Genomic DNA, 26546 nt, shown 5'->3' on the forward strand with positions numbered 1-26546 from the left:
TGCGTTGCAGCACTGCCATCCGCTCTGTAAAAAAGTGCGACACGCCATCAGCGGAGGTCACCGACCTTCGAGGCAGCCGGCGCCAATCCGCCTTCTTCCCGCACATCGTCCGGCAACTGGTCGCGCAGGTCGCGGATGATGCCCAATATGGCCAGCAATTTGAGGATGTAGTAGGTCAGGTCGATTTCGTACCAGGCGAAGCCGGCGCGTGCGCTGGCGCCGTAGCGATGGTGATTGTTGTGCCAGCCGCCACCCATCGTCAGCAGTGCCAGCAGCGGGCGGTTGACCGAATCGTCGTCGGTGTCGAAGCGGCGATAGCCACCGGGCAGATGGCCGAAATGACCGATCGAATTGACCAGTGACACCGTCTGTACGCCGAGCGCGGTCGGCAGGAAGAAGCCCCACATCAGCGCAGCCCCGCCGGTCACGGTCGGGCCGAAGGCACCGGCCGTCGCCAGCAGCCAGATGCAGAAGGCGCCGGACAGCATGAGCAGCGTGTAGTGCTTGTTCACCCACAGGATTTCCGGGAAGCGGGCGAAGTCGGGCACCACGTCGAGATCGGTGTCCTTGTAGCGCTCGCACCACACCCAGCCGACGTGCGACTGCATCAGTCCGTGCTGGCGCGGCGAGATCGGATCGTCCGGCTGTTCGACGTTCTGGTGATGGACGCGATGCACCGATGCCCACCACAGCGGCCCGTGCTGGCCGCACTGCGACGCAATCACCGCGAGCACGAACTGCACCGGGCGCGAGCACTTGAAGGCGCGGTGCGAAAAGTAGCGGTGGTAGATGGCTTCGACCCCGAACATGCGCAGCGCGTAACTGGCAACGGCGAGCAGCACGAGCGGCCAGGTCGGCGGAAAGAGGAAGGGGGTGGCCATCGCGCAGCCGAACAGGATGACGTAGCGCACCCGGGTCTGATTGATCGATTCGGTGACCTGCTTGCCGTAACGAACGCGCGGCGGGGCCGTTTCACTCATGCTCGACTTCTCCTGACAGACACATGTCCGGCGCGAGCTTAGCAAGGTCGGCGTCACCCTTTGGCCTGATGAAAGGGGTGTAAAGGCTGCTATTCCGGCTGGACAAACAAGAAAAGCCGGCTGTCGCCAGCCGGCTTTCTGCTGCGCAGCATGCCTTGCAGCCTTATTTGGCGCCCGCGAGGATCCAGGCAGCCAGCTTCTTGGCGTCGGCTTCGCTGAGGGCGGGATTGGCCGGCATCGGCACCGCGCCGCCCCACATCAGCTTGGAGCCAGCCGGCGTGCCGGCGCGGATGAAAGTCGCCAGTTTGCCTTCGGCGTCCTTCTGACCTTCGTATTTCTTCGCCACCGCCTGATAGCCCGGGCCGAGGACGCCGGCCTTTTCGATGGCATGACAGCCCAGACAGCCCTTGGCAGTAGCCAGGTCCTTGCTGGCGAAAGCCGGTGCGCTCACGAGCGCGATGGCACAGACGGCAGCGGAAATGATCGTTCTCATGACGTTCCTCGACAGTAGTTTAACCAATGATTATCGCGGGGCCGGGCTCTCCGGCATCAACCCGGGCGGCGCGGGTCGCAAGTCTAGTCCAGCCGCAGAAGGTGAACAAGTCACGCGAAGCGCAGCGACGCTAGCGCATAACGGCAGTCCCGCGCCGTCCGTTGACCGGGAATATCACCCAGGCGTTCGCCGCCAGCCCAGGGTCAGCGCGGTGCCGGCCAGAATGACTGCCGTGCTGGCCAGCATGGCGGGTGTCGGCACCTCTTCGAACAGCAGGTGACCCCACAGCATGGCGAACGGCGGAATCACGAAAGTGACACTCAGCGCGGGCGTCGCGCCGATGCGGCCAAGCAGCCGGAAGTACATGACGTTGCCGAGTGCGGTCGACACCAGGCCGAGTACCAGCACCGCAGCGATTGCCGGCCACGACGGCAGCGCCGCGGGCAGCGACGCCAGCGCCCAGGGCAACAGCAGCAGCGCGCCGGTGACCGAAAACCCGGTCGCGACCGACGATGCATCCAGATCGCCGAGCTTGCGCCGCGCCAGTTGCACGCCCAGCCCGTAGCAGGCGGCGCCGGCCAGGCCGAGCAACACGGCGTCGATACCGATGCGCAACGGGCCGAGCTCGCGCAGGCTGGCCAGCAATGCGACGCCGGCAAAGCCCAGCAGCAGGCCGACCGCCTTGCTGCGGGACAGCGCCTCGTGCCACACGCACACCGCGAGCAGGGCGGAAAAGAGGGGCGAACTGGCATTGAGCACCGCGGCAAATCCGGCGCTGGAGCGCATGACGGTTTCAGCGAACAGCGTGAAAGGCAGCGCGGTGGTGCCGGCGCCGATCAGTGCGAGCCAGCCCAGCGTGCGCCGCCGGTCGAGGGCCGCGACGCGGCGCAACGGCGAACCGAATACGAGGCACAGTGCCGTCGCCGCCAGCAGCAGGCGCAGGCTGACGGTCGCGCCGAGGCCGAATTCCGGAATCGCCACGCGGTACAGCGCGAACGACGCCCCCCAGACCAGACCCAGCAGCAGGAACTCGATGGCTGAACGCATACGGCGTTGCGACGACGGCAGAACGCCGGCTGGGCGCTCAGCCGCGCAGGCGCGCGATCAGGCCGTCGAGCTGGTCGAGGTCGTTGAAACGGATGGCCACCTTGCCAGCACCACGCGCGTTGGCCTGCACACTGACCGCAGCACCCAGCAGATCGGACAGTTCCTCTTCCAGCCGCGCCAGATCGCGCGGCACGCTGGCGGCGCGCTTGCCGCCCTGTTCGGCCACGCCGCCCTGCGCCACCAGCTTTTCGGTGTCGCGCACGGTCAGGCCCTGCGCGACGACGCGATTGGCCAGCGCGATCTGGTCGGCGCGCGGCAGCGTCAGCAGCGCGCGCGCATGGCCCATGTCGAGGTCGCCGGTAATGAGTTGTTCCTGTACCGGCTCGGCCAGCTGCAGCAGTCGCAGCAGATTGGTGGTGGCCGAGCGCGAGCGGCCGATTGCTGTGGCCGCCTGCTCATGCGTCATGCCGAATTCGTCGATCAGCCGCTGCACGCCGGCCGCCTCCTCGAGCGGATTCAGGTTCTCGCGCTGGATGTTCTCGATCAGGCTCATCGCCAGCGCGGCTTCGTCGGCGATCTCGCGCACCAGCGCCGGAACTTCGGTCAGCCCGGCCAGCTGTGCGGCACGCCAGCGGCGTTCGCCGGCGATGATTTCGAAGCGCTCGCGCGCGACCTCGCGCACCAGGATGGGCTGCATGATGCCCTGCGCGCGGATCGACTCGGCCAGCTCTTCGAGCGAGCCGGGATCCATGCGCGTGCGTGGCTGGTACTTGCCCGGCTGCAGCGCGCCGACTGCCAATGTTCGCAGCTCGCCGGCGTTGCCTGACTCGCCGGAATTGCCGGCCAGCAGCGCATCGAGCCCGCGGCCGAGACCTTTCTGTTTGGGTGGGGTCATTGTTTGCCTTCTTCTTTTATGGCGGATGTACGCAGCTAAAGGGTTTTCACCCGCTCGATCATTTCCTGCGCGAACGCGGTGTAGGCCTGTGCGCCCTTGGCGCTCTTGTCGAACAGCACGCCCGGCACGCCGTAGCTGGGGGCTTCTGCCAGACGGACGTTGCGCGGGACAACGGTTCTGAACACCTTGTCACCGAAGTGCGATTCGAGCTGGGCCGACACCTGCTGCGACAGCGTGCTGCGCGGGTCGAACATGACGCGCAGCAGTCCGATCACCTTCAGGTCGCGGTTCAGGTTGGCGTGCACCTTCTTGATGGTGTTCACCAGATCGGACAGACCTTCGAGCGCGTAGTACTCGCACTGCATCGGAATGATGACGCCGTGCGCCGCGCACAGGCCGTTCAGCGTAAGCAGGCTCAGGCTGGGCGGGCAGTCGATCAGCACGAAGTCGTAATCGTCTGCGCACTCCGAAATGGCATTCTTCAATCGGTTTTCCCGATTTTCAATCTGGACCAGCTCGACTTCTGCACCCGCCAGGTCACGGTTGGCCGGCAGCACGTCCAGACCGGCATGCGGGCTGGTGACGCGCGCTTCGACGAGCGAGGCCAGGCCGAGCAGCACCGGGTAGACGCTGGACTTGAGCGTGCGCTTGTCGACGCCGGCGCCCATCGTGGCGTTGCCCTGGGGATCGAGGTCGACCAGCAGCGTGCGCTGGCCAGCTTGACCCAGCGCGGCGGCGAGGTTGACGCTGGTCGTCGTCTTGCCGACCCCGCCTTTCTGGTTGGCGATGGCGAAGATGCGCGGCATCGGCCGGTCAGCCTGCAGCGGGCACGCGGGCAAGCCACAGCAGATGACGCGCGCCCTCGACGCCCGGCACCTGCAGTTCCTCGGCCCGGCGCAAGGCCCAGCCGGCGGGAATGGCGCGCACTTCCTCATCCGGGTAAACGCCCTTCATCGCCAGCATCTGGCCGTCGGGCTTCAGCAGATGTCCGGCCACCTTGATGAAATCGGCCAGATCGCCAAAGGCGCGCGACACGATGAAGTCACGGCTCTGCGACAGCTCGACCGCTTCGGCGCGCGCAATCTGCACGTCGAAGTTCTCCAGGCCGAGGTCGATGCGTACCTGCTGCTGGAACGACGCCTTCTTTGAATTCGGCTCGACTGACAGCACATCGAGGTCGGGCCGCGCGATGGCCAGCGGAATGCCCGGCACGCCGCCACCGGAACCGATGTCGATCAGCGTCGAACCGTCCGGAATGAAGCGGGCAATCGACAGCGCATCGAGCAGGTGATGCGTCAGCATGCGCGACTCTTCGCGGATCGCGGTGAGGTTGTACACCGCGTTCCACTTGGCCATCAGCGCGATGAAACGCAGCAGTCGCGTTTGCGCGGCAGCGGGAATCGACAGGTCGAGGACGTTGAGGCCGGCGGCCAGTTCGGTTTGCAAGGTCATGGGCAGATCGCTTGAGGCAACTTCAATTCGGGGGTCGGCTTGTCCGCTCAGGCCGCGCTGCGCACGGCCTGACGCTTCTTCAGGTGTACCAGCAGCAGCGATATCGCGGCCGGCGTGATGCCCTGGATGCGCGAGGCCTGGCCCAGCGTTTCCGGGCGGTGCTGAACCAGCTTCTGGCGCACCTCGCGCGACAGGCCGGTCACGGCGGCGTAATCCATGTCGTCAGGCAGGCGCGTGTCTTCGGTGGCGCGCAGGCGCTCGACTTCATCCTGCTGGCGATCGATGTAACCCTGGTACTTGGCCAGGATGTCCAGCTGTTCGATCGCGTCGATGTCAGTGATCGGCTCGGGCGCGCCCGGCAGTGTCATCAGCGCGGCGTAGCTCACGTCCGGCCGGCGCAACAGGTCGAACAACGAATACTCGTGCTCGATCGGCTTGCCGAGCACACGGATGGCGTCGTTCGCAGGAACGGTGTCCGGGCGTACCCAGGTCGCGCGCAGGCGCTGCGTTTCGCCGGCGATCGCGTCGCGCTTGCGGTTGTAGGCATCCCAGCGCGCGTCGTCGATCAAGCCCATGTCGCGCGCGATGTCGGTCAGCCGCAGGTCGGCGTTGTCCTCGCGCAGACTGAGCCGGTACTCGGCGCGCGAGGTAAACATTCGGTAGGGCTCCGACACGCCGCGCGTGATCAGGTCATCAACCAGCACGCCAAGGTAGGCGTCACTGCGTGCCGGGCACCAAGCGTCGAGGCCACGTACCTGACGCGCCGCATTGAGGCCTGCCAGCAGGCCCTGCGCGGCGGCTTCTTCATAGCCGGTCGTGCCATTGATCTGACCGGCGAAGAACAGGCCTTCGATGGCGCGGGTTTCCAGCGACGACTTCAGACCGCGCGGGTCGTAGTAATCGTATTCGATCGCGTAGCCCGGCCGCAGGATGTGGGCGTTTTCCAGTCCCGGAATGCTGCGCACCAGATCGACCTGCACGTCGAACGGCAGCGAGGTTGAAATGCCGTTCGGATAGACCTCGTGCGTCGTCAGGCCCTCCGGTTCCAGGAAGATGTTGTGGCTGTCGCGGTCGGCGAAGCGGTGGATCTTGTCCTCGATGCTCGGGCAGTAGCGCGGACCGACGCCTTCGATCACGCCGGTGTACATCGGCGAGCGATCAAGACCGCCGCGGATGATGTCGTGCGTGCGCGTCGTGGTGTGCGTGATCCAGCATGGCAACTGGCGCGGATGCATGGCGCGCTTGCCGATGAAGCTGAACACCGGCACCGGGTCATCGCCCGGCTGCGCTTCCATCAACGAATAATCGATGCTGCGACCGTCGATGCGCGGTGGCGTGCCGGTCTTCAGGCGACCCTGCGGCAGCGCAAGTTCCTTCAGCTTTTCGGCCAGGCGGATCGCGGGTGGATCGCCTGCGCGACCGGCGGAATGGTTTTCCAGACCGACGTGTACCCGGCCATTCAGGAAGGTGCCGGCAGTCAGCACAACCGACCGCGCACGGAAGCGGATACCGACTTCGGTCACGACGCCGGCGACACGGTCCCCTTCCATGATCAGATCGGCGGCAGCCTGCTGGAACAGATCGAGGTTCGGCTGATTTTCAAGCCGGCTGCGGATGGCCGCCTTGTACAGAACGCGGTCGGCCTGGGCGCGCGTGGCGCGCACCGCCGGGCCCTTGCTGGCATTGAGTGTGCGGAACTGTATGCCAGACTCGTCGGTAGCCAGCGCCATCGCACCGCCGAGCGCATCGACTTCCTTCACCAGATGACCCTTGCCGATGCCGCCGATCGACGGATTGCACGACATCTGGCCCAGCGTTTCGATGTTGTGCGTCAGCAGCAGCGTACGTGCGCCGGTGCGCGCAGCCGCCAGCGCGGCTTCGGTACCGGCGTGACCGCCGCCAATGACGATCACGTCGTAACGGGTCGGGAAATCCATTTTCGCTGCAATGCAAAATAAGGCGAAGGGGCTGAATGATACGACCGAAGGCAACGATTACCAAGGTCGCACGCCCTTGCAGCCTTGCAAGTTCTTACAGTTGCTTACGGCGCAAAGCGTCCGCGCTCACTACGCTTGTGTCGTGTTCACCACGAGTAAGAACCATGAAAATCCTCAGTTCGGTACTTGCCGCGCTCACATTGACTTTCAGCGGTGTTGCCATGGCTGACCGCGACGATTGGCGTGGTCACGGCGGCGACCGTCACCACGGCTACCAGAAAGACTACCGCGGGCACCATGATTTCGGGCGCCATCACCGCAGCTACGGCCACCGACATCACGGTCCGCGGGTCAGCAACCACTACTACGGTGGGCCTGCCTACTACGTCGCACCACCGCGGTACTACGGCTATGGCGGCTACGGCCACCATGGTCATCGTGGGGGCGGCGGCGTGACCATCGTGCTGCCGCCGATCCGCTTCGGTCATTGATCTTGTCTCGGCTACGCCTTCACGATGTTTCACGTGAAACATCGTTCAGGTGGTCAACACGTCCCAGGTCAACCGTGCGATCAGCACACTGACCACGACGATGAATACGCGGCGCACGAACAGTGCGCCGTTTTTCATTGCAAGGTGGGCTCCGACCCATGCGCCAGCAAGATTGGCCAGCGCCATCAGCGCAGCCACCTTGACCATGATGGCGCCCACGGGAACGAACCAGCACAGGGCTGCGAGATTGGTACTGACGTTAACCACCTTGGCAGCCGCCGACGCGCGCAGGAAATCCCACGCATAACATCGGATGAACAGAAAGATCAGGAAGCTGCCCGTACCGGGCCCGAAGAAGCCGTCGTAGAAGCCGATCGCAGCGCCAAGCAACAGTGCAAGCACCGGGCGCGGCTTTCTGTCCATTCCGCGCGACGACGCGCCAAAGTCCTTTTTCTTCAGCGTGTAGGCAAGCACAGCGACCAGCAGCACGATGACCAAAGGTCGCAGCATTTGCGGCGGGAACAGACCGACCGCCGCCGCACCGGCAAATGACGCAATGAATGCCGCCAGCGCAGCACGCCAGAGCACCCGCCAGTCCATGTCTACCTTGCCAAGGTAGCGGCGCGCCGCGAAAGTGGTCCCGACGATGCTTACGGCCTTGTTGGTACCGAACAGCGTCGCGGGCGCAACGCCCGGAAACACGTTGAACAGCAGCGGTATCTGCACCAGACCGCCGCCACCGACCATGGCGTCCACAAGACCTGCGAAGAATGCGCCGACGACCAGCAGGGTGAAATCAGCGACCACAACACACGCCCGGATGTTTCACGTGGAACATCACTTTCCGATGCAGAAGCGGGAGAAGATTTCGCCCAGAAGATCATCCGGCGTGAATTCGCCGGTGATGTCACCCAGGGCACGGTGGGCGAGCCGCAGTTCTTCGGCAAACAAATCCAGCTGCAAGACTTTGCCAGCGATACAGGTGCGCGCAACGTCCAGCCTGTCTATCGCCGTATCGAGCGCATGCAGGTGCCGGGCACGGGCAGACAGCGCATCTTCCGCGCCGCCGTGCCAGCCGATGCAATCAAGCAAGGCTGTGCGAAGCAGGTCCAGTCCCATTCCATCGCGGGCAGACAGCCATACCGAGACGACATCGCCCGCGCGCTCGGCGTGGGGCGAGTCATCGGTGAGATCTATCTTGTTGAATACGCGTATGCGCTTCAGCCCGTCCGGCAAGCCTTCGTCAATGCGCCGCGCCGCCGCATCGAACCCGGTCGTCGCGTCGATCAGGTGAACAACGGCATGCGCGCGATCGAGCTCGCGCTTCGTGCGGGCGATGCCGGCCTGCTCGACCGGATCAGTCGTGTCGCGCAGCCCCGCCGTGTCGATGATGTGAAGCGGTACGCCGTCGATCGAAATCAGCTCGCGCAAGGTGTCGCGCGTGGTGCCGGCGATATCGGTCACGATGGCACGGTCTTCCCCGGACAGCGCATTGAGCAGGCTCGACTTGCCGACGTTCGGCGCGCCCGCCAGCACGACCGTCAGTCCATCGCGCAGCACCGCGCCGCAGCGCGCTCTTTCGCGCAACGCGCCGACCGCCCGCATCACGTCGTCGAGCTTGCGCCGGGCGCCCGACTGTTCGATGAATTCGACGTCTTCTTCGGGAAAGTCCAGCGTCGCCTCTACGAACAGTCGAAGATTGACCAGTGCGTCTTCCAGCTGATGAACGTGGCGCGAGAACTCCCCGTCCAGCGAACGCATGGCCGAGCGCGCCGCCGACGACGTGCTGGCGTCGATAAGGTCTGCCACCGCTTCGGCCTGGGCCAGATCGATGCGGTCGTTCAGGAAAGCACGTTCGGTGAATTCGCCCGGGCGGGCAGGGCGGGCACCCAGTTCGAAGCAGCGTACGAGCACCGACTGCAGCACCGCACTGCCGCCATGACCATGCAGCTCGAGCACATTCTCTCCGGTGTAGGACGCCGGCGCCGCGAACCACAGCGCGATGCCGTGATCCAGCACCGCGCTGTCGCCTGCCAGAAACTTCAGGAAAGAAGCCTGGCGCGCAGGCGGCAGGCGCCCGAGCACGCCAAGTGCAACATCGGCCGCCCGGCTGCCGGACACCCGTACGACGCCGATGCCGCCTCGACCGGTCGCCGTGGCGATGGCTGCAATGGTGTCGCTGGGGTACCTGACTGGATGCATGATCGGGGGTCCGTTAACGAAGAGGGCGCCGCGCCCACAATACAACCCGTCGTGGGTGATTGCAGTCGCGGCGCCCTGGGCGCCGGAACGAAAGTCTGCGGGATCAGGTTTTCGCGGTCTTGCCGCTTTCGATCATGCGGGTGATCTGCCACTGCTGGGCGATCGACAGCACATTGTTCACCACCCAGTACAGCACCAGGCCGGACGGGAAAAACAGGAACATGCCGGTGAATACGATCGGCAGGAACAGCATCACCTTGGCCTGGATCGGGTCCGGCGGCGTCGGATTCAGCTTGGTCTGCACGAACATCGTGATACCCATGATGATGGGCAGAACGAAGTAGGGATCCTTGATCGACAGGTCGGTAATCCAGCCAATCCACGGCGCGTTGCGCATTTCGACGCTGCCCAGCAGCACCCAGTACAGCGCAATGAACACCGGGATCTGCACCACGATGGGCAGGCAGCCGCCGAGCGGATTGATCTTTTCCGTCTTGTACAGCTCCATCATTTCCTGCTGCATGCGCATGCGATCGCCGCCGTGGCGCTCCTTGATCTGCTGCATGCGCGGCGTGACCACGCGAAGCTTGGCCATCGAACGATAACTGGCAGCGGACAGCGGGAAGAAGATGGCCTTGATCAAAATCGTCAACAGGATGATGGCCCAGCCCCAGTTGCCGACCATGTCGTGCAACTTCGCCAGTACCCAGTGCATCGGCGATGCGATGATGGTCAGGAAACCGTAATCGACCACCAGATCGAGGCCCGGCGCCAGCGCCACCAGATCCTCCTGGATCTGCGGGCCGGCGTAGAGCGGAACCTCGATCGACGAGGTGGCGCCCGGCGCTGCCGCAGCAAGCGGAACGACAACGCCTGCCGTGTACAGGTCATTGCCGACCTTGCGCGCGAAGAACTCGCGATCGGCGCCCTTCGGCGGCACGAAGGCACTGACGAAATAGTGCTGCACCAGCGCCACCCAGCCATCCGGCGCCTTGCTGACGAACTTGGCCGAATTGTCGGCGATGTCCGAAAAGTCGATCTTCTGGTACTTGCCCTGATCGGTATAGAAGGCCGGGCCGGTGAAGGTACTCAGCATTGCATTGCCGCCGGCGGTGGGCTTGCCGTCGCGAAGCAGCTGGAAGTAGGCATGCGCACTGACCGGCGACTGCGAGGCATTCGCCACTTCGTAGCGGGTACCGATCTGGTAGCTGCCACGCGTGAAGGTGAGCACCTTGGTCACCGTTACGCCTTCGCCACCGGGCGCCGTCATGCGCAATTCGACCTTGTCCTGACCATCGGCCAGCGTCAATTCGCCTTCCGGCAGCTGGAACACCGTCTTGTGCGTCGGCAGCCCTTCACCGATCAGGCCGCTCTGCGCGTGATAGAGGTGGGCTCCGCCATTGTCGAGCAGCACGAAATTGCCGGTCGCCTCGGGGCCCGCCTTGTGCTGCAGCAGTTCGAGCCGGATGATTGAGCCACCCTCGGCCGACACATCGGCGATGAACAGATCGGTCACCACACGGGTCGCGGTCGTCTGCGCCACGACCGGCACGGCCGGTACATCGGTTGCGCCAGCCGGCGTACTCACGGTCGGCACCGGTGCCTGGGCACCCGGCGACTGCGCCACCGCGTCGGCAGCCGGTGCCACAGCGACCGGTGGCTGCGACTGCCGCTGCCAGCCGTCCCACAGCATGAACAGCGAAAACAGGAAAACGATCAACAGGGCGGAGCGTTGGGTATCCATCTGGGGAATCGTCGGAAAAATGCGTCGTTGAGTGGAAAGCGATCGTGGAAGCGGCCGGGAAAACCCGGTGCTCAAGGCACCGGATCGTGCCCCCCGGGGTTCCACGGATGGCAGCGCGCAATGCGCCTGAGCGACAGCCAGCCGCCACGCAGGCTGCCATGGCGGCGGATCGCTTCGGTGGCGTATTCGGAACAGCTGGGCAGAAAACGGCAGTTCGCGCCCAGCATGGGACTGATGGCGTAGCGATACACGGCAAGTACGGACAGCAGAAGACTTTTCAACTGGCTGGCTCCGGAACAGGCGGCTTCCCGCTGGACGGCCCGGCATCGGGCGCTACGGCCGGCGGACGCATCCGGCCAAAAAGCTGGTCAAGTTCCGCCCGCAGCGCCTTGCGGTCCAGACCATCAGGCCGCGAATTCAGGCGCAGCACCAGGTCGAGTGGCCGCAATCCGGCTCGCGCGTGGCGGAATGCTTCGCGCGCCAGACGCTTGACCAGATTGCGATCATGCGCGCGTTTAAGGTGCCGCTTTGCGACCACAACACCCAGACGCGGTCCGGTCTCGGCATCCGGTCCGGACGCTTTGACCGGACCGTGATGGATCACGAAATGACGACTGCGCTGTGTGCGCCGTAAAGCAAAAACGGATGAAAACTCATCCGTTTTTCTGAGCCGGAATACCGGGCGGAAACTGAACGTTCCTCGCGGCGGTTTTTCGGGTAGTTCTGCCGTGCCTGCCTCGCTCACGTTGCATTTACCATCCGGCCTGCTGCCGGATGGCAGACGACCGGACGATTACAGACATGGTGGAGCGGGTGCGGCTGAAAATATCGGACTGCTTTAAACCGCGAGCCGGACGCGGCCCTTGGCGCGACGTGCTCGGATGACGGCGCGACCACCGCGGGTGCGCATGCGTTCGAGGAAACCGTGGGTGCGGGCACGGCGGACAGATGACGGCTGGTATGTGCGTTTCATGGCCTGCTCACTAGGTATACGGAAAAGCCCGCGATTACAGCGCAACAACCGCGCCTTGTCAATCGCCCCGCAACGGCGCGGGTTTGGCCGGTGTGGATAAGCAGGGCTGAAAGCGCTAGACTCCGTCACTCAAAACAGCTGGCAAAAGCGGACCCGGGCCACCGGTCACCGCAGTACCCGGAACACCGCAAAGAGGCGATCCCTCAATACGGATCGACTGTTCCGGGTCAGGTCACAAAGCTGTGCCACACCCCCTAGAAATCGACCCGGCGACCTCGCAGACCATGATGCAACAGTTTTGGGCAGTCTGCCTCAGCCGCTTCGAGCAGGAACTTCCCGCGCAACAATTTCACACCTGGATCAAAGGCTTGCGCATCGATCCGTGCGCAGATGCCGAAACCGAATCACTGGCGCTGGTCGCCCCGAACCGTTTCGTCCTGCAATGGGTGCGCGAGCGCTATGTGTCGCGCATCGAAGCACTGGGTCTCGAATATTTCTCGCAACCCGTATCCGTGCGCCTGAGTCTGCCCCAGTCAGGCAGCCAGGCGAGTGACGCTGCCGACGCACCCATTCTGGTGCCGTCTTCGCCGGAAGCACCCCGTGTGCGCCAGACGCATCTGCGTGCAGACGGTGAAGAAACCACCCGCGTCACGCCGCCTGCCATCATCAAGTCAAATGGCGACGCGCAGTCCGACCGCAACGAACGCAACCGCGGCCGGCCTGATGAACGCGACCGCTCGCGCCTGAACCCGGGTTTCACCTTCGACAACCTGGTCACCGGCCGCGCCAACGAACTGGCGCGCGCAGCTGCCATACAGGTCGCGCAGAACCCGGGCATGTCGTACAACCCCATCTTCATCTACGGTGGTGTCGGCTTGGGCAAGACGCACATGGTGCACGCGCTGGGCAACGAGGTGATGCGGCACAACCCTGACGCGGTCGTCCGCTACGTGCATGCCGACGACTACTACGCCGACGTGGTGCGCGCCTACCAGCAGAAGAGCTTCGACGCCTTCAAGCGCTACTACCGCTCGCTCGACGTGCTGCTGATCGACGACATCCAGTTCTTCAACAACAAGACGCGCACGCAGGAAGAGTTTTTCTACGCGTTCAATGCGCTGACCGACGGCAAGAAGCAGATCGTCATCACCTGTGACACTTATCCGAAGAACATCCAGGGCGTCGAAGAGCGCCTGACGACGCGCTTCGGCTGGGGGCTCACGGTGCAGATCGAGCCACCCGAACTCGAAATGCGGGTGGCCATCCTGAAGAAGAAGGCCGAGATGGAACGCGTGAAGGTGGGTGACGACGTCGCCTTCCTGGTCGCCAAGAACATCCGCAGCAATGTGCGCGAGCTCGAAGGCGCGCTGAAGAAGATCATCGCCTTCGCCCACTTCCACACCGTGCCGATCACCCTGGAAGTGGCCCGCGAGGCGCTGAAGGACCTGCTGGGCGCACACAACCGGCAGATCACGCTCGAATTCATCCAGAAGACCGTCGCCGACTATTTCAAGATCAAGGTGTCGGAGATGTATTCGAAGAAGCGCACGCGTGCCATCGCGCGGCCGCGCCAGGTCGCCATGTGGCTGGCCAAGGACCTGACGCCCGAAAGCTACCCGGCGATCGGCGAAGCGTTCGGCGGGCGCGACCATACGACCGTGCTGCATGCCTGCCGCACCATTGCCGACCTGAGGCTGAAGGACGAAGTGCTCAATCATGACCTGCACGTGCTCGTGCAGACCTTGCGCAAATAGCCGGAAAACGCCACAGGAAGGGTGTGGATGAAACGGTATTGAAGCTGTACGGATAAACAGGCGTTGAAACGTGTATGGCCGCTGTGGATAAGCGGGGTGTTTTCAGCGGGTCACGTTTTCATCCACATTTGTTCAAGCGCAGAAATGGCAGTTGTACAGACAACGATACATACTGCAAGCAACTGAAAATAATAAGAATTAATGTGTTATCCACAGAAAATGGTCGACGTTAACGGTTTACAGAGGTTTATAAAATGCTCTTAATGAAGATAGAACGCGAACAGCTGCTGCGTCCGCTGCAGTCGGTCAGCGGCATCGTCGAGAAGCGCCACACCCTGCCGATCCTGTCCAACGTCCTGATCGAAACCGAGGGCGATGCGCTCACGCTGCTGGCCACCGACATCGAAATCCAGATCCGTACCCGGACCACCGGCAGCATCAGCGCCGCCCAGCCGGCAGCGCTGACGGTCGCCGCCCGCAAGCTGCAGGACATCCTGCGTGCCCTGCCGGAAGGGCAGGAGGTGAGCCTCGACGCCGACGACCGCAAGCTCACGGTGCGCTGCGGCAAGAGCCGCTTCACGCTGCAGACGCTGCCGGCGCAGGACTACCCGCGCATGCAGGTCGCCGAGGGCGAAACCGTCAAGCTCAGCCTGACCCAGCGCAAGCTCAAGCGGCTGCTGTCGCTGGTGCAGTACTCGATGGCCCAGCAGGACATCCGCTACTACCTGAACGGCCTGCTGCTGGCCGTTGGCAGCGAGGAACTGCGGCTGGTCGCAACCGACGGCCACCGTCTGGCCTACGTGTCCGAAGCGCTGCCCGGCGTGACCGACAAGCTCGACGTGATCCTGCCGCGCAAGACCGTGCTCGAACTGTCGCGCCAGCTGGCCGACACCGACGACCCGGTCGACATCGAACTGGGCGGCAACCAGGCGCGCCTGCGCTTCGGCTCGGTCGAGCTCATTTCGAAGCTGATCGACGGCAAGTTTCCCGACTACGAACGCGTGATTCCGAAGGACCACCCGAAGGAAATCATGCTGCAGCGCGCGTCCTTCCTGCCGGCATTGCAGCGTGCCGCCATCCTGACCAACGAAAAGTTCAAGGGTGTGCGCGTCGTGCTGTCGTCCGGCCTGCTCAAGCTCATTTCGAGCAATGCCGAACAGGAAGAGGCGCAGGAAGAGCTGGAGGTCGATTACACCGGCGACGCCCTCGACATCGGATTCAACGTGAGCTACCTGCTCGACGTGCTCGGCAACGTGGCCGGCGACACACTGAGCCTGCGCCTGAATGACGGCAACAGCAGCGCGCTGATCACGCTGCCCGGCACCGACGGCTTCAAGTACGTCGTGATGCCGATGCGCGTGTAAGCCGCGCTGCCTGCACCACCGCCCGGCCTTCGCGCCGGGCTTCGTGTTTTTTGATGGACCCCGCGCACGCAGTGCGCAGCACCGGAATACGCCATGTCTGACGAGCTCACACCGAATGTCCCCGAAGCGCCCAAGGTGCCGGAGGTGCCCAACGCCGACGCCTACGGCGAAGGCAGCATCCAGATCCTCGAAGGGCTGGAAGCCGTGCGCAAGCGGCCGGGCATGTACATCGGCGACACGTCGGACGGCACCGGCCTGCATCACCTGGTGTTCGAAGTGGTCGACAACTCGATCGACGAGGCGCTGGCCGGCCACTGCGACGACATCGTGATCACCATCCACACCGACAACTCGATTTCGGTGACCGACAACGGCCGCGGCATTCCGACCGGCATCAAGTTCGACGACAAGCACGAGCCCAAGCGCTCCGCCGCCGAGATCGCGTTGACCGAACTGCACGCCGGCGGCAAGTTCAACCAGAACTCGTACAAGGTGTCGGGCGGCCTGCACGGCGTGGGCGTGAGCTGCGTCAATGCGCTGTCGAAGTGGCTGCGCCTGACGGTACGCCGCGACGGCAAGAAGCACTTCATGGAATTCGAGCGCGGCGTGCCGGTCGAGCGCCTGCTTGAGGTGCAGAACGGCGTCGAAGTGTCGCCGCTGAAGGTGCTCGGCACGTCCGAAAAACGCGGTACCGAAGTGCACTTCCTGGCCGACGAAACGATATTCGACAACATCGAATTCCACTACGACATCCTGGCCAAGCGGCTGCGCGAACTGTCCTTCCTGAACAATGGCGTCAAGATCAAGCTGATCGACCAGCGCAACAGCAAGGAAGAGGATTTCGCCTTCCTCGGTGGCGCGCGCGGTTTCGTCGAATACATCAACCGCAACAAGACCGCGCTGCACCCCAATGTGTTCTGCAGCGCCGGCGCGTCGATGCAGGGCAATGTGCAGATCGACGTCGAAGTCGCGATGCAGTGGAACGACAGCTACGCCGAACAGGTGCTGTGCTTCACCAACAACATTCCGCAGACCGACGGCGGCACCCACCTGACCGGGCTGCGCGCGGCGATGACGCGCATCATCAACAAGTACATCGAAGAACACGAAATCGCCAAGAAGGCCAAGGTCGAAATCACTGGCGACGACATGCGCGAAGGCCTGGCCTGCGTGCTGTCGGTGAAGATGCCCGACCCGAAGTTCGCATCGCAGACCAAGATGAAGCTGGTGTCATCCGAGGCGCGTCCGGCAGTCGAGGAAGTGGTGGCGCAAAAGCTCACCGACTTCCTGCAGGAACGCCCGAACGACGCCAAGACCATCTGCGGCAAGATCGTCGAGGCCGCGCGTGCGCGCGACGCCGCCCGCAAGGCGCGCGACATGACGCGCCGCAAGGGCATCCTCGACTCCTTCGGCCTGTCGGGCAAGCTGGCCGACTGCCAGGAGAAGGACCCGGCCAACGCCGAGCTCTACCTGGTCGAGGGTGACTCCGCCGGCGGCTCCGCCAAGCAGGGCCGCGACCGGAAGTTCCAGGCCATCCTGCCGCTGAAGGGCAAGATCCTGAACGTCGAAAAGGCGCGTTTCGACAAGCTCATTTCCAGCCAGGAAATCGTCACGCTGATCCAGACCCTGGGCACCGGCATCGGCAAGGACGAGTACAAGCCGGAAAAGCTGCGCTACCACCGCATCATCATCATGACCGACGCCGACGTCGACGGCGCCCACATCCGCACCCTGCTGCTGACCTTCTTCTACCGCCAGATGCCCGAGCTGGTCGAAGGCGGCCACATCTACATCGCGCAGCCGCCGCTGTACAAGATCAAGCACGGCCGTACCGAGCTGTACGTGAAGGACGACCACGAACTGAACCAGTACCTGCTCAAGCTGGCGTTCGACGAAGCCAGCCTGCTGCCGCGCGAAGGCGCCGAGCCGCTGTCCGGCTCTGCGTTCGAGGAAATGGCGCGCGAATACCTGCTGGCCGAAGCCATCGTCGAACGTCTTGCCGAATACGCCGACGGCGAACTGCTGCGCACGCTGCTTGAACACAACATCGCGCTCAGCCTCGACGACGAAGCCGCCGCCCGCGACAGCGCCGCCCGGCTCGCCGTCAAGCTGCCGTCCAATGTCACGCTGCTGGCCGAATACAACGACAAGACCGAAGCCTGGCAGCTGCGCATCGAGCGCATGCACCACGGCAACCGCAAGATTGGCCGCGTCGACAGCGAATTCCTGCTGTCAGGCGACTACCAGCGCATCCGCCACGCCGCCGAACTGATCGCCGGCCTGGTCGGCCCCGGCGCCGTCGTCAAGCGCGGCGACAAGCAGCAGGAAGTAGCGAGTTTCACCGAAGCCACGCGCTGGCTGCTGAACGAAGTCGAACGCAACCTCGGCAAGCAGCGCTACAAAGGCCTGGGCGAAATGAACCCGGAACAGCTGTGGGAGACCACGATGGACCCGACCGTGCGCCGCCTGCTGAAGGTACAGATCGACGACGCCATCGCCGCCGACGAAATCTTCACCACGCTGATGGGCGACAACGTCGAGCCGAGAAGGGCGTTCATCGAGAACAATGCGCTGAATGCGCGGAATATTGATGTGTGATCTGTCGGATGCCTCAGGAAGTGAATTTTCCGCCAAGTGAGTGAGAGATAACTGCCACCGATAATGACGAAAAGCTCCCTAGGGAGCTTTTCTCTTTTCTGAACTGTATCTTATCGAACTGTGCTGCCCACTCTCTCAATTGCGACGGCGGCATGGCCCTCTCATTGGGTGGCCGTAATTCGGCCTTACGGACGTTGGGCTGGTGCGTCACCAACGGCTACAAGGTGCCGACTAGCCGCCGCACAGCAGTGGTTCGAACGGGCGATGCAGCCACCGTGAACACTCTCTAGACCGCCCCTTACACAAGTAAACAGGGGGCGTCAGCGCACCCGACGTGGACAACTCATTGTCATCCTGTTATACGCATTGCATCTACGAAGCGATATTCGAGCAGCAAATGACGATTGACGACATCAAGAAAATGCTCGACTCCGGGATGATCGCGCCTACCGACGAGGATATTGTCGAGAAAGGTCAAATGGCCTCTCCGAAGGGAGGTCATGTTGAGTATCAACTGCATCATGGGTGGGACCCCGCAAAAGCCCACGTTTGCGACAAGACCTGGGGCGTCTTCAACGTCGAGTTGATGCGCTTCATTAAGTGCCAAGCCTACGACGACGGACAGCTAAGGGCAGTGTTAGACCAAATCCAGATCGATGACAGTCATTGGAACTGGCTGACAAAATCGCTGTTTCATAAAAGCGCCGAATATGACTGGTTTTTCTTGATGGCGGAGGGATACCCTCAAGGAGCTTGCCTTATTTACCACCCTAAGCCTAGTGCGATTGCCAGTGGCGATATCTTCTATATCGAATATGTAGCTGCGGCGCCTTGGAATCGTGACAATCCGATGAGCGGCCGCACCTTTAAAGGGATTGCAACGATTCTCCTGCGCTATGCAACGAACTACGCGCGGAGGGAGTTGAAATTGAGATTCGGCTTTTCTCTCCACGCGCTGCCCAAGGCTATCGCCTTTTACCGTGGTATCGGTATGGTTGAACATCCGCCGGGAAATAAGGACAACCTTTCCTATTTCGAGATGCCGGAAGTCTCCGCATCTAAGTTCGCAGGGGCGGCGTAAATGGCGAGCGACATTAAGTTCGAAGATTTTCCGGCATCGCCGACCGGATTTCTCAACGCATATGATTTTTACGATTCCTTTCTGAAGTGCGAGGTACTCGCAAAGCAGGTCCCAAGAAAAGAACTCGGTCAAAACCCGGACTACTCTTTCTACCAGCTACTGAAGGAAATTCACTCAGCTAAGTCAGACAACCCTGCCCTCTTCCGCAAGAGAACTGACGCCGAGGAGGCACTGACGAGATTGTGGCTATCTAGGGCCAGAGAGAAAGCAAATCTGTTCGCTGCGTACAACGAGGTTCCAACCTTTCCGGGACTATCGTCTGATGACCTCGTGAAGATAGGGAAAGCAAGCAGCGACGAGAGCAACCTGATTAAGATCGACCGTATTCTCCTTGATCTCGGCATTGTCTTAGTTTATGAGCGATCGATTCCAGGAATGAAGCTAGATGGGGCAGTCTTCCGCTTGGGAACGGGAAACCCTGCGATTGCCCTCAGCCTTCGATATCCGAGGCTAGACCATTTTTGGTTCACGCTGATGCACGAGCTGGCACACGTTAGCCTCCACAGCGACACGCTCGGCACTCCGATCCTTGATGACATGGATGTGCAAACTGGAGACCTCATCGAGAGGCAAGCTGATCGGCTGGCCAACGCGTCATTGATTAGTAGGAGCGCATGGAGAAGTTGCCAAGCCATGTACTCACAAAATGATAACGAAGTGCGCAGTTTCGCTGCCCAAGTAGGGGTGCACCCGGCTATCGTGGCGGGCCGTATCCGAAACGACTTGAATCGGTACGATCTTTTTTCCAAGATCATCCACGCTGTGGACGTTAGAAAGATATTGCTCGGCGATGAATAACTACGTTCCGTTCCTCAAGCTTAAGGTCAATGAAGTTGGCGCGCTGAGCGCTCTCCGCAGCGAGATAAAGGAAAACCTAGTCCCCTTCTTCGACCTTCCTAAACAAAAGGACGGGGCCACCACGGAAGATTTTCAAAGGCTGGTTGAGAAGAGCGCCCGCAGTGCGAAGAAGAATTTGAAGGATTTCAAGACCTTCTTTCTCGATAACTTCGACATAGACGACGGCATCGTTATAAATGGGCGAAGTAACTACGCCTTTGTCATCGATAGTTTTTCAGATCTACATTTCGTACCAGTGATCGGTCTAGACAGATCGCCTGAGAGGAACAAGGTGGTCTTCGACGACAAGAAAGCAGGGATCATCAAGTCGGATTCCGTCGCACTTCGCCTGCTCGCAGAGGACTTTGAAAGCTTCGACTTGGTCGAAGGTGAGCTCGCCCACTTAATGAACGACGCTTCGAGTCTATTTGAGCATCAGGTGCTGATACTTGATAACAGGGTGTGCACTAACATCAACGTTCCTGAGCGAGTAAACCAAATCGTTCAGTTCATTATAGATAGCGCCAAGAAGTTCACTTTTTTCTCGACGATCATTACCGGCTCATCCATTCCTGCCTCGATAAAGGATGTGCTCGAAATCGAGTCGGAAGCGACTCAAGATAGAAACGAGCTCACGATCTACCGTGAAGCGGCGAGTGAGCTCAAGAACAGTCATCTTTTCTTGGGCGACTACACGATTGTCAGCCCCCTCTACTCAGAATTCACTATCCCACCGGCCGCTATGCTCAACGTTATGGCGCCGAAAATCATCTACTCCTTCGACCGCCTCCACTATGTTGCACGAGGAGGGGCACTTAAGAGTCACGCCCGTGGAAATATGCAGTACAACGACATCGCCAACCACCTTGTCTCGAAGGCATTCTATCGCGGCCCGGAATACTCATTCGGCGATGCGTTCTTGCACGAGAAGGCGCAGTACAAGGGAACAACGGTTACTCCCAGCAGCATTTTGAAGCCTACGATCAATGCCCATATAACCTATATGGTGCGGAGCTTCGTTGCCTGAAGATGGCGGGACAAGAGCTTCTCTCCGATGTCCTTACTGAGAACAGCGTCAGGCAAAGCAGAGGCGATTAGTCCAGACAGCTGTGATCGGTTCATCTTCTCAACCTTAACTAAGGGAATCGAGAGCGCAAGCTCGACAAGCTCCGATCGCCACAGCGTCAATAGCGCGAGCCTCTTATCGAAAGCGGGACTTGGCGATGCTGACCGAACATAGCTGAGCGTGACAACCGCCTCGCGCTGTCGAGCCCTCATAATCCCCCAGTGTGGCGGGGCCAAGCGAAGAGCCTTTTCAAGCTGCTTGTCTGTCGTTACTAGCGTGGTTTTGTTGAACGCAAGATCGTAGAAACGGCTTTGCCTCAAAATCCTCTGCACGCTGTCGTTGTCACCCTTAATCTCGTAGCAGTGCGCGGTCGAATAAACTGCGACAACGTCAGCGATGGCGTTTCCGTTGTGCACTCGCAACTCTTCTAGAATTGCCTTCGGCGCTCTAGACAACCGCGACAAACGGTCGATGAGCGCCTTGCGAATATTTCCGTCGTCTAGCGCCACACTACTCATTGTCCACAACGAAAGGTGTACTGCTGGTGGGCAGGCTCGACCGGACGAGCACCCTGCTTCTTAGGTACTCGTATCGTTCATTGTCGTCTTTAGAGATGATGCGAGACACTCTCGCACGGCTGACGAGCACCTCGACAATGGCGTTTTCATCCGTCCTCTCCGCCCAGTACCTGTCTGCTTTTTCCGCAACCTGATCGGCGCTACCGAGAAGTGCGTGAGCGGAATCGACGAGTGCCATGTCGGCTCTTAGAAGCACGTCGCTCAGCTCAACTTCGACCTCGTAGAGCTTGCCATCTTTCATCTTTGACCAATATTTCTTAGCGTCTTCGAGAGCCTCGAAAACATAGAGAGCTCCCATGCGCTGAGGAAGATGAGCCGGGCGTCGGGACTCAAATACGGCCTCGACTTCCCGCGTTCCTGCCGGGGCTTTATCCCAGAACTCCCCTGCGGGGAGCACTGCATCACCGGCATAAAAATCACGCTTATCAACTCTGAAAAACGTATCCACTTGCTTGCAGCCGAGTTTGAACACCAGGAGGCGATTTTAGCCCACCCCCTACGCAACCGCAGTGGCGGGTCACGCAGTAGTCCGCGCGGAATTAGGGGCGCTCAGAAGTGGAGCTATGCGACCATAGCCGACCCATGTCATGGCGTGACGCCGCCCAAGGCCAAGTTGGGGCGGTAGCCCGGATCGATGAGGCGCGACGCAAATCGATCAGTCGATCCGGTTCGCGACCCTACGATCGTGACCCGCCCAATACCGCCGTTGGTTGCGCACTGAATCGCGCCGGGCTTTCTGGACACCAATCTGCCTCAGACTGCAATGCTCCGGCTTTTGCGACGGCTCGCTGGGTTAAGTTTGGCCGAGACGGCAGCACCCCTGTCAGGTCAATGGCCGCTGTGCATATGTATAGAAAACGCCGATTTCTATACATATCGCTCGCCATATGTCTAAAAGTTAGCTACTTTTAGACACGTCTTCACACAAAGGTCGCTGAATGCCGTTCGATCGTGCGCAGCCCTACAACGACCTGCCCCTGCTTCCGCCGCCGGTCGAACTCGAAAGCCGGGCCGTTCTCAAGCAGGCGATCAGCGCAAATCGTGTGCTGGCCAACCTGCGCGGACTGGCGGCACAGATCCCGAACCAGGGCATGCTGATCAGCAGCATCGCGCTGCAGGAAGCCCGTCTGTCGTCCGAGATCGAGAATATCGTTACCACCAACGATGAACTGTATCGGGTCGATGCCGATCCCGAAGGCAAGAGCAATCCGCACACGAAGGAAGTGCTGCGCTACCGCGAAGCGCTCTATCGCGGCTTTCAGGCGCTGAAGGCGCGGCCGTTGGCGACCAACCTGTTCATCGAAATCGTCCGCCTGATCAAGCAGACCGAACTCGACATCCGGGCGATTCCGGGTACGGCGCTGAAGAACGAGGCCGGCGAGGTGGTGTACACGCCGCCGGTGGGCGAAGCGGTGATCCGCGACAAGCTGGGAAACCTTGAACAGTTCATCCATGCCGACGACGGCATCGACCCGCTGGTGAAGATGGCGGTGATGCATTACCAGTTCGAGGCGATCCATCCGTTCCCGGACGGCAATGGCCGTACCGGGCGCATCATGAATCTGCTGTATCTGGTCGAGAAGGGGCTGCTCGACATCCCGGTCTTGTGCCTGTCGCGCTACATCATCGCCAACCGTGCTGCCTATTACGAAGGTTTGCGCCGCGTCACCGAAGCGCAGGACTGGGAGAACTGGATTCTGTTCATGCTGCGCGCCATCGAATCGACGGCGCAGCAGACCCACGACCAGGTGCAGCGGATTCGCGCCTTGATGGAAAGCGTGCGCGTACGGGTGCAGACCGAAGCGCCGGCGATCTACAGCAAGGATCTGATCGAGGTCATCTTCCGGCACCCGTACACCAAGATCCAGTTCGTCGTCGACGCGGGCATCGCCAAGCGGCAGACCGCCTCAACCTACCTGCAGCACCTTGCCGGGCTGGGCATCCTGCGCGAACAGAAGCACGGCCGGGAGAAGTACTACATCAACGAAGGCTTGTTCAACGAGCTGGCAGGTTGAGCGCGGAACGCGTCGACGTGATCGACACGTCCGGAAAACGTGTCGATTTTCGATGTATTTTTAAACACGAATTTCGCATGTGTCGATTTGCTCGACAGGTTTCAGTGACCCGCGAACCTAGAGCACCGCATATCGCAAGGCCGGTCGCTGTGCATTCCGCGCCGAAGCAATCAGGTTGACGATTTCTATATTTTCTATAGGTTGTCAACTTGGGAGGCCGTAATGATCCATGACCGCATCCGCCGTGCCCGCGTGCTCCGGGGTTTGAGCCTCGAAGATCTCGCGCAGAGGCTGGGCGATATCAGCAAGCAGGCATTGAGCAAGTTCGAGAAGGGCGCTTCGGTGCCGAATTCGGCGCGCCTGCTGCAACTGGCACACGCGCTCGACGTGAAGCCCGAGTACTTCTTTCGCCCGGACGCCGTGACCCTGGCGCCGCTGGAATTCCGCAAGCTCGCGAAGATGCCGAAGTATCGACAGCAACAGGTCGAGGAACAGATGCGTGAGCATCTGGAGCGTTACATCGCGCTGGAGCGATGCTTCGACGCGGCGGACGTCGCGCTGGTCGCCGTTCCTGCGCGCGCCATACCCGTCGCGTCCGTAGACGCCGCCGAGGACGCGGCCAGGAAGCTCAGGGAAGACTGGGCCATCGGTGGCGATGCGATCGCCAATCTGACCGAACTGCTCGAAGACCATGGAATCAAGGTCGCGTTGCTCGACGGGCCGGACGATTTCGACGGCGCATGCGCCGCCACCCATGACGAGCAGCACGTGCTGATCGCCCTGAATCGCACCCGCCCCGGCGAGCGCATGCGTTTCACCGCTGCGCATGAACTGGGGCACTGGATCATGGCCCTGCCGGAAGAGATGCCTGAACGGGAGCAAGAGGCGTGCTGCCATCGCTTTGCTGGCGCCTTCCTGTACACCCGGGATCAGGTCGTTCTGGATTTCGGCAGCCATCAGCGCTCCCGGGTTCACATGATGGAATTGCTCAACGCCAAGCGGCGTTACGGCGTGTCCATGCAGGTGGCTTTGCGTCGGCTGAAGGATCTGGATCTGCTGAGCGAGCCCGGTTACAAGTCCGCGTCTATCCAGTTCAACGTGAATGGCTGGCGTTCCGCCGAGCCGGAACCGTTGCCTGCCGAACAGCCCCGCCGCTTCGAATCTCTGGTGTTCTGGGGCCTGGCGGAGGATCTGTTCACCCGGTCCCGCGCGTCCGAATTCCTGCAGCGTCCGATCGATCAGCTTGAGCCCGCGATCGAGGTGTAGGCCGTTTCCGCATGAGCCGGATCTACCTCAGCGACACCAATATCTGGATTGATTTCAACAACGCCGGCCTGCTCGACGCGTTGTTCCGGCTGCCGTTTGCGCTCTGCTGTACCGATTTCGTACTGGACGAGCTGAAGGACTTCGACCATGCGGCGCTGCTCGCGCGAGGCCTGATTGTCGAGGGGATGGACGGCACGGCAATCATCGAGCTGCACGGGATGATGATCGAACACAACAACAGTTCCCTGCCCGACGTCTCCTGCTACTTTCTGGCTCGGCAGACCGCACGACCACTGCTCACCGGTGATGGCCGACTGAGAAAACAGGCACAGAAGGACGGCCTGGAAGTGCATGGCGCGCTATGGCTTCTGGATCGTCTGGCCGAGCATGCGGTGATCCCGCCGGCTCGCGCCGCTGACTGTCTTGAACTCATGTTGCGAAGGAACGCGCGTTTGCCACATGTCGAATGCCAGGCCCGACTGAAGCTGTGGCGCGGTTAGATTGACAGCCGGTTTTCTATAAACATCATGAGCGAACTGATTCTCTACACCACCGAAGACGGACGCAGCCAGATCAGGCTGCGGGCCAAGGATCAGACCGTCTGGCTCACGCAGCGGGAAATGGCCGAGCTGTTCGATGTGACGACTGACAATGTCGGCCTGCATCTGAAGAACATCTTTGAAGATGCGGAGTTGAGTCGCGAGGCAACTACCGAGGATTCCTCGGTAGTTCAGACCGAAGGCTCGCGCGAGGTGAAGCGCCCGGTCACGCTCTACAACCTCGACGCCATCCTCGCTGTCGGCTACCGCGTACGTTCGCCGCGCGGGGTGCAGTTCCGCCGCTGGGCGTCCACGGTGCTCAAGGAGTATCTGCTCAAGGGCTTCGTGCTGGACGACGAGCGTCTGAAGAACCCGGATGGCCGCCCGGACCACTTCGATGAAATGCTGGCGCGCATCCGGGACATCCGTGCCTCGGAGAAGCGCTTTTACCAGAAGGTGCGCGACCTGTTTGCCTTGAGCAGCGACTACGACAAGAGCGACCAGGCGACGCAGATTTTCTTCGCCACCGTACAGAACCTGTTGCTGTACGCCGTCACGCAGCAGACCGCAGCCGAGCTGATCACGGCGCGCGCCAAGCCTGACGATCGACACTTCGGCCTGTTGAACTGGCAGGGCGCCCGGGTGCACAAGCAGGACATCCTGGTCGCCAGGAACTACCTGACCGAAGACGAGATCGACACGCTGAACCGCCTGGTGGTGATCTTTCTGGAAACCGCCGAACTGCGCACCAAGCGTCGCGAAGAAATCCGCATGAGTTTCTGGCGCCAGAACGTCGACCAGATCATCGCCGGCAACGGCTTTCCGGTGCTCACGCATGCGGGCAAGGTGAGCCATGCGCAGATGGAGCGCACCACGAGCGCGCTTTACGACGACTACGACCAGCGCCGCAAACAGGACGAGGCGCGCCAGGCCGACGAGCAGGACGAAGCCGAATTGAGGGCATTGGAAAACACCCTGAAGAAACGCCCGAAACCCTGATCGAACAAGCCCGGAAACGAATGTGGCGATCCGCTCGACGGGTTTCGGTGAAACGTGAGCGTGGCGCAACGCCTGATTACTCGACAAGGAGCGGGCGCTGGACCCCGCCTCCATGCCTGTCACGCGGCGGTTGAAGTCACCCCCGCGTATTTCGTTTGTTTCGGTTGTTTCGTTT

At 61.6% G+C, this 26546-nt stretch carries 26 protein-coding genes; 11 read left to right on the plus strand and 15 right to left on the minus strand.

The window, feature by feature from the left end:
- Positions 1 to 47: 47 nt before the first annotated feature.
- From Q8Q80_RS16695 to mnmG, 7 genes are all read right to left on the minus strand, one after another.
- Positions 48 to 980 (minus strand): acyl-CoA desaturase, encoded by a 933-nt coding sequence (locus Q8Q80_RS16695; RefSeq protein ID WP_305634001.1) that lies wholly within the window; start codon positions 978 to 980, stop codon positions 48 to 50.
- Between the two features lie 163 nt (positions 981 to 1143).
- Positions 1144 to 1473, minus strand: coding sequence for a c-type cytochrome (locus Q8Q80_RS16700; RefSeq protein WP_305634002.1), 330 nt, complete (start codon positions 1471 to 1473; stop codon positions 1144 to 1146).
- Positions 1474 to 1647: 174 nt separating this feature from the next.
- Positions 1648 to 2520 (minus strand): DMT family transporter, encoded by an 873-nt coding sequence (locus tag Q8Q80_RS16705; protein ID WP_305634003.1) that lies wholly within the window; start codon positions 2518 to 2520, stop codon positions 1648 to 1650.
- A 37-nt stretch (positions 2521 to 2557) separates the two neighbouring features.
- Positions 2558 to 3415, minus strand: coding sequence for a ParB/RepB/Spo0J family partition protein (locus tag Q8Q80_RS16710; RefSeq protein WP_305634004.1), 858 nt, complete (start codon positions 3413 to 3415; stop codon positions 2558 to 2560).
- 35 nt (positions 3416 to 3450) lie between these two features.
- Positions 3451 to 4221, minus strand: coding sequence for a ParA family protein (locus Q8Q80_RS16715; protein WP_305634005.1), 771 nt, complete (start codon positions 4219 to 4221; stop codon positions 3451 to 3453).
- Between the two features lie 7 nt (positions 4222 to 4228).
- Positions 4229 to 4867: a 16S rRNA (guanine(527)-N(7))-methyltransferase RsmG gene (rsmG, locus tag Q8Q80_RS16720; RefSeq protein ID WP_305614083.1), complete on the minus strand. Its 639-nt coding sequence runs from the start codon at positions 4865 to 4867 to the stop codon at positions 4229 to 4231.
- Positions 4868 to 4914: 47 nt separating this feature from the next.
- On the minus strand, positions 4915 to 6804 hold the full coding sequence (gene mnmG, locus Q8Q80_RS16725) for a tRNA uridine-5-carboxymethylaminomethyl(34) synthesis enzyme MnmG (RefSeq protein ID WP_305634006.1): 1890 nt from the start codon (positions 6802 to 6804) through the stop codon (positions 4915 to 4917).
- 164 nt (positions 6805 to 6968) lie between these two features.
- Here mnmG and Q8Q80_RS16730 point away from each other — a divergent pair, with 164 nt between their 5' ends.
- Positions 6969 to 7295, plus strand: a complete 327-nt coding sequence (locus tag Q8Q80_RS16730; RefSeq protein WP_305634007.1) for a hypothetical protein — start codon at positions 6969 to 6971, stop codon at positions 7293 to 7295.
- A 45-nt stretch (positions 7296 to 7340) separates the two neighbouring features.
- Here Q8Q80_RS16730 and Q8Q80_RS16735 read toward each other — a convergent pair whose 3' ends face one another.
- From Q8Q80_RS16735 to rpmH, 6 genes are all read right to left on the minus strand, one after another.
- A complete protein-coding gene (locus tag Q8Q80_RS16735; protein WP_305634008.1) occupies positions 7341 to 8102 on the minus strand; it encodes a TSUP family transporter in 762 nt (253 codons plus the stop codon).
- Positions 8103 to 8132: 30 nt separating this feature from the next.
- The gene (gene mnmE / locus Q8Q80_RS16740) at positions 8133 to 9497 is read right to left on the minus strand and encodes a tRNA uridine-5-carboxymethylaminomethyl(34) synthesis GTPase MnmE (RefSeq protein ID WP_305634009.1); all 1365 of its coding nucleotides are present in this window, start codon (positions 9495 to 9497) and stop codon (positions 8133 to 8135) included.
- A 103-nt stretch (positions 9498 to 9600) separates the two neighbouring features.
- Positions 9601 to 11241, minus strand: coding sequence for a membrane protein insertase YidC (yidC, locus tag Q8Q80_RS16745; protein WP_305634010.1), 1641 nt, complete (start codon positions 11239 to 11241; stop codon positions 9601 to 9603).
- A 71-nt stretch (positions 11242 to 11312) separates the two neighbouring features.
- On the minus strand, positions 11313 to 11522 hold the full coding sequence (gene yidD, locus Q8Q80_RS16750; RefSeq protein ID WP_069038899.1) for a membrane protein insertion efficiency factor YidD: 210 nt from the start codon (positions 11520 to 11522) through the stop codon (positions 11313 to 11315).
- Entirely contained in the window at positions 11519 to 11986 is a 468-nt protein-coding gene (gene rnpA / locus Q8Q80_RS16755; RefSeq protein ID WP_305634011.1) for a ribonuclease P protein component, read from the minus strand. The genes yidD and rnpA overlap by 4 nt, the downstream gene beginning before the upstream one ends.
- Positions 11987 to 12079: 93 nt before the next feature.
- Positions 12080 to 12214: a 50S ribosomal protein L34 gene (gene rpmH, locus Q8Q80_RS16760; RefSeq protein WP_083223994.1), complete on the minus strand. Its 135-nt coding sequence runs from the start codon at positions 12212 to 12214 to the stop codon at positions 12080 to 12082.
- Between the two features lie 287 nt (positions 12215 to 12501).
- Between rpmH and dnaA the strand changes: the two genes are divergently transcribed.
- The 6 genes from dnaA (at position 12502) to Q8Q80_RS16790 (ending at position 20935) form a co-directional block, all read left to right on the plus strand.
- On the plus strand, positions 12502 to 13968 hold the full coding sequence (dnaA, locus tag Q8Q80_RS16765; protein WP_371132779.1) for a chromosomal replication initiator protein DnaA: 1467 nt from the start codon (positions 12502 to 12504) through the stop codon (positions 13966 to 13968).
- A 263-nt stretch (positions 13969 to 14231) separates the two neighbouring features.
- Complete coding sequence (gene dnaN / locus Q8Q80_RS16770; RefSeq protein ID WP_305614134.1) at positions 14232 to 15332, plus strand: DNA polymerase III subunit beta; 1101 nt, start codon at positions 14232 to 14234, stop codon at positions 15330 to 15332.
- Between the two features lie 93 nt (positions 15333 to 15425).
- On the plus strand, positions 15426 to 17930 hold the full coding sequence (gene gyrB, locus Q8Q80_RS16775) for a DNA topoisomerase (ATP-hydrolyzing) subunit B (protein WP_305634013.1): 2505 nt from the start codon (positions 15426 to 15428) through the stop codon (positions 17928 to 17930).
- A 397-nt stretch (positions 17931 to 18327) separates the two neighbouring features.
- Positions 18328 to 19011: a hypothetical protein gene (locus Q8Q80_RS16780; RefSeq protein WP_305634014.1), complete on the plus strand. Its 684-nt coding sequence runs from the start codon at positions 18328 to 18330 to the stop codon at positions 19009 to 19011.
- Positions 19012 to 19869, plus strand: a complete 858-nt coding sequence (locus tag Q8Q80_RS16785; RefSeq protein WP_305634015.1) for an ImmA/IrrE family metallo-endopeptidase — start codon at positions 19012 to 19014, stop codon at positions 19867 to 19869.
- Positions 19862 to 20935, plus strand: a complete 1074-nt coding sequence (locus Q8Q80_RS16790; protein ID WP_305634016.1) for a hypothetical protein — start codon at positions 19862 to 19864, stop codon at positions 20933 to 20935. Before Q8Q80_RS16785 ends, Q8Q80_RS16790 begins: the two co-directional genes overlap by 8 nt.
- Here Q8Q80_RS16790 and Q8Q80_RS16795 read toward each other — a convergent pair.
- Together Q8Q80_RS16795 and Q8Q80_RS16800 are read right to left on the minus strand one after the other, a co-directional pair.
- A complete protein-coding gene (locus Q8Q80_RS16795) occupies positions 20908 to 21483 on the minus strand; it encodes a sce7726 family protein (RefSeq protein ID WP_305634017.1) in 576 nt (191 codons plus the stop codon). The two genes, Q8Q80_RS16790 and Q8Q80_RS16795, sit on opposite strands and share 28 nt — an antisense overlap.
- Position 21484: 1 nt before the next feature.
- On the minus strand, positions 21485 to 22000 hold the full coding sequence (locus Q8Q80_RS16800) for a hypothetical protein (RefSeq protein ID WP_305634018.1): 516 nt from the start codon (positions 21998 to 22000) through the stop codon (positions 21485 to 21487).
- A 490-nt stretch (positions 22001 to 22490) separates the two neighbouring features.
- Between Q8Q80_RS16800 and Q8Q80_RS16805 the strand changes: the two genes are divergently transcribed.
- From Q8Q80_RS16805 to Q8Q80_RS16820, 4 genes are all read left to right on the plus strand, one after another.
- Positions 22491 to 23567 (plus strand): Fic family protein, encoded by a 1077-nt coding sequence (locus tag Q8Q80_RS16805; protein ID WP_305634019.1) that lies wholly within the window; start codon positions 22491 to 22493, stop codon positions 23565 to 23567.
- Between the two features lie 222 nt (positions 23568 to 23789).
- Positions 23790 to 24833, plus strand: a complete 1044-nt coding sequence (locus tag Q8Q80_RS16810) for an XRE family transcriptional regulator (protein ID WP_305634020.1) — start codon at positions 23790 to 23792, stop codon at positions 24831 to 24833.
- An 11-nt stretch (positions 24834 to 24844) separates the two neighbouring features.
- The gene (locus Q8Q80_RS16815) at positions 24845 to 25333 is read left to right on the plus strand and encodes a type II toxin-antitoxin system VapC family toxin (RefSeq protein WP_305634021.1); all 489 of its coding nucleotides are present in this window, start codon (positions 24845 to 24847) and stop codon (positions 25331 to 25333) included.
- Positions 25334 to 25360: 27 nt separating this feature from the next.
- Positions 25361 to 26371 (plus strand): virulence RhuM family protein, encoded by a 1011-nt coding sequence (locus Q8Q80_RS16820; RefSeq protein ID WP_305634022.1) that lies wholly within the window; start codon positions 25361 to 25363, stop codon positions 26369 to 26371.
- Positions 26372 to 26546: the final 175 nt, after the last annotated feature.

The sequence above is a fragment of the Methyloversatilis sp. genome (genome assembly GCF_030698125.1).
Lineage (GTDB): Bacteria > Pseudomonadota > Gammaproteobacteria > Burkholderiales > Rhodocyclaceae > Methyloversatilis.

What these genes read in the sequence shown, in the direction of transcription:
- Q8Q80_RS16695 (WP_305634001.1), bottom strand. Translation starts at nt 980, where the DNA reads ATGAGTGAAACGGCCCCGCCGCGCGTTCGTTACGGCAAGCAGGTCACC.
- Q8Q80_RS16700 (WP_305634002.1), bottom strand. Translation starts at nt 1,473, where the DNA reads ATGAGAACGATCATTTCCGCTGCCGTCTGTGCCATCGCGCTCGTGAGC.
- Q8Q80_RS16705 (WP_305634003.1), bottom strand. Translation starts at nt 2,520, where the DNA reads ATGCGTTCAGCCATCGAGTTCCTGCTGCTGGGTCTGGTCTGGGGGGCG.
- Q8Q80_RS16710 (WP_305634004.1), bottom strand. Translation starts at nt 3,415, where the DNA reads ATGACCCCACCCAAACAGAAAGGTCTCGGCCGCGGGCTCGATGCGCTG.
- Q8Q80_RS16715 (WP_305634005.1), bottom strand. Translation starts at nt 4,221, where the DNA reads ATGCCGCGCATCTTCGCCATCGCCAACCAGAAAGGCGGGGTCGGCAAG.
- rsmG (WP_305614083.1), bottom strand. Translation starts at nt 4,867, where the DNA reads ATGACCTTGCAAACCGAACTGGCCGCCGGCCTCAACGTCCTCGACCTG.
- mnmG (WP_305634006.1), bottom strand. Translation starts at nt 6,804, where the DNA reads ATGGATTTCCCGACCCGTTACGACGTGATCGTCATTGGCGGCGGTCAC.
- Q8Q80_RS16730 (WP_305634007.1), top strand. Translation starts at nt 6,969, where the DNA reads ATGAAAATCCTCAGTTCGGTACTTGCCGCGCTCACATTGACTTTCAGC.
- mnmE (WP_305634009.1), bottom strand. Translation starts at nt 9,497, where the DNA reads ATGCATCCAGTCAGGTACCCCAGCGACACCATTGCAGCCATCGCCACG.
- yidC (WP_305634010.1), bottom strand. Translation starts at nt 11,241, where the DNA reads ATGGATACCCAACGCTCCGCCCTGTTGATCGTTTTCCTGTTTTCGCTG.
- rpmH (WP_083223994.1), bottom strand. Translation starts at nt 12,214, where the DNA reads ATGAAACGCACATACCAGCCGTCATCTGTCCGCCGTGCCCGCACCCAC.
- dnaA (WP_371132779.1), top strand. Translation starts at nt 12,502, where the DNA reads ATGCAACAGTTTTGGGCAGTCTGCCTCAGCCGCTTCGAGCAGGAACTT.
- dnaN (WP_305614134.1), top strand. Translation starts at nt 14,232, where the DNA reads ATGAAGATAGAACGCGAACAGCTGCTGCGTCCGCTGCAGTCGGTCAGC.
- gyrB (WP_305634013.1), top strand. Translation starts at nt 15,426, where the DNA reads ATGTCTGACGAGCTCACACCGAATGTCCCCGAAGCGCCCAAGGTGCCG.
- Q8Q80_RS16780 (WP_305634014.1), top strand. Translation starts at nt 18,328, where the DNA reads ATGACGATTGACGACATCAAGAAAATGCTCGACTCCGGGATGATCGCG.
- Q8Q80_RS16785 (WP_305634015.1), top strand. Translation starts at nt 19,012, where the DNA reads ATGGCGAGCGACATTAAGTTCGAAGATTTTCCGGCATCGCCGACCGGA.
- Q8Q80_RS16790 (WP_305634016.1), top strand. Translation starts at nt 19,862, where the DNA reads ATGAATAACTACGTTCCGTTCCTCAAGCTTAAGGTCAATGAAGTTGGC.
- Q8Q80_RS16805 (WP_305634019.1), top strand. Translation starts at nt 22,491, where the DNA reads ATGCCGTTCGATCGTGCGCAGCCCTACAACGACCTGCCCCTGCTTCCG.
- Q8Q80_RS16810 (WP_305634020.1), top strand. Translation starts at nt 23,790, where the DNA reads ATGATCCATGACCGCATCCGCCGTGCCCGCGTGCTCCGGGGTTTGAGC.
- Q8Q80_RS16815 (WP_305634021.1), top strand. Translation starts at nt 24,845, where the DNA reads ATGAGCCGGATCTACCTCAGCGACACCAATATCTGGATTGATTTCAAC.
- Q8Q80_RS16820 (WP_305634022.1), top strand. Translation starts at nt 25,361, where the DNA reads ATGAGCGAACTGATTCTCTACACCACCGAAGACGGACGCAGCCAGATC.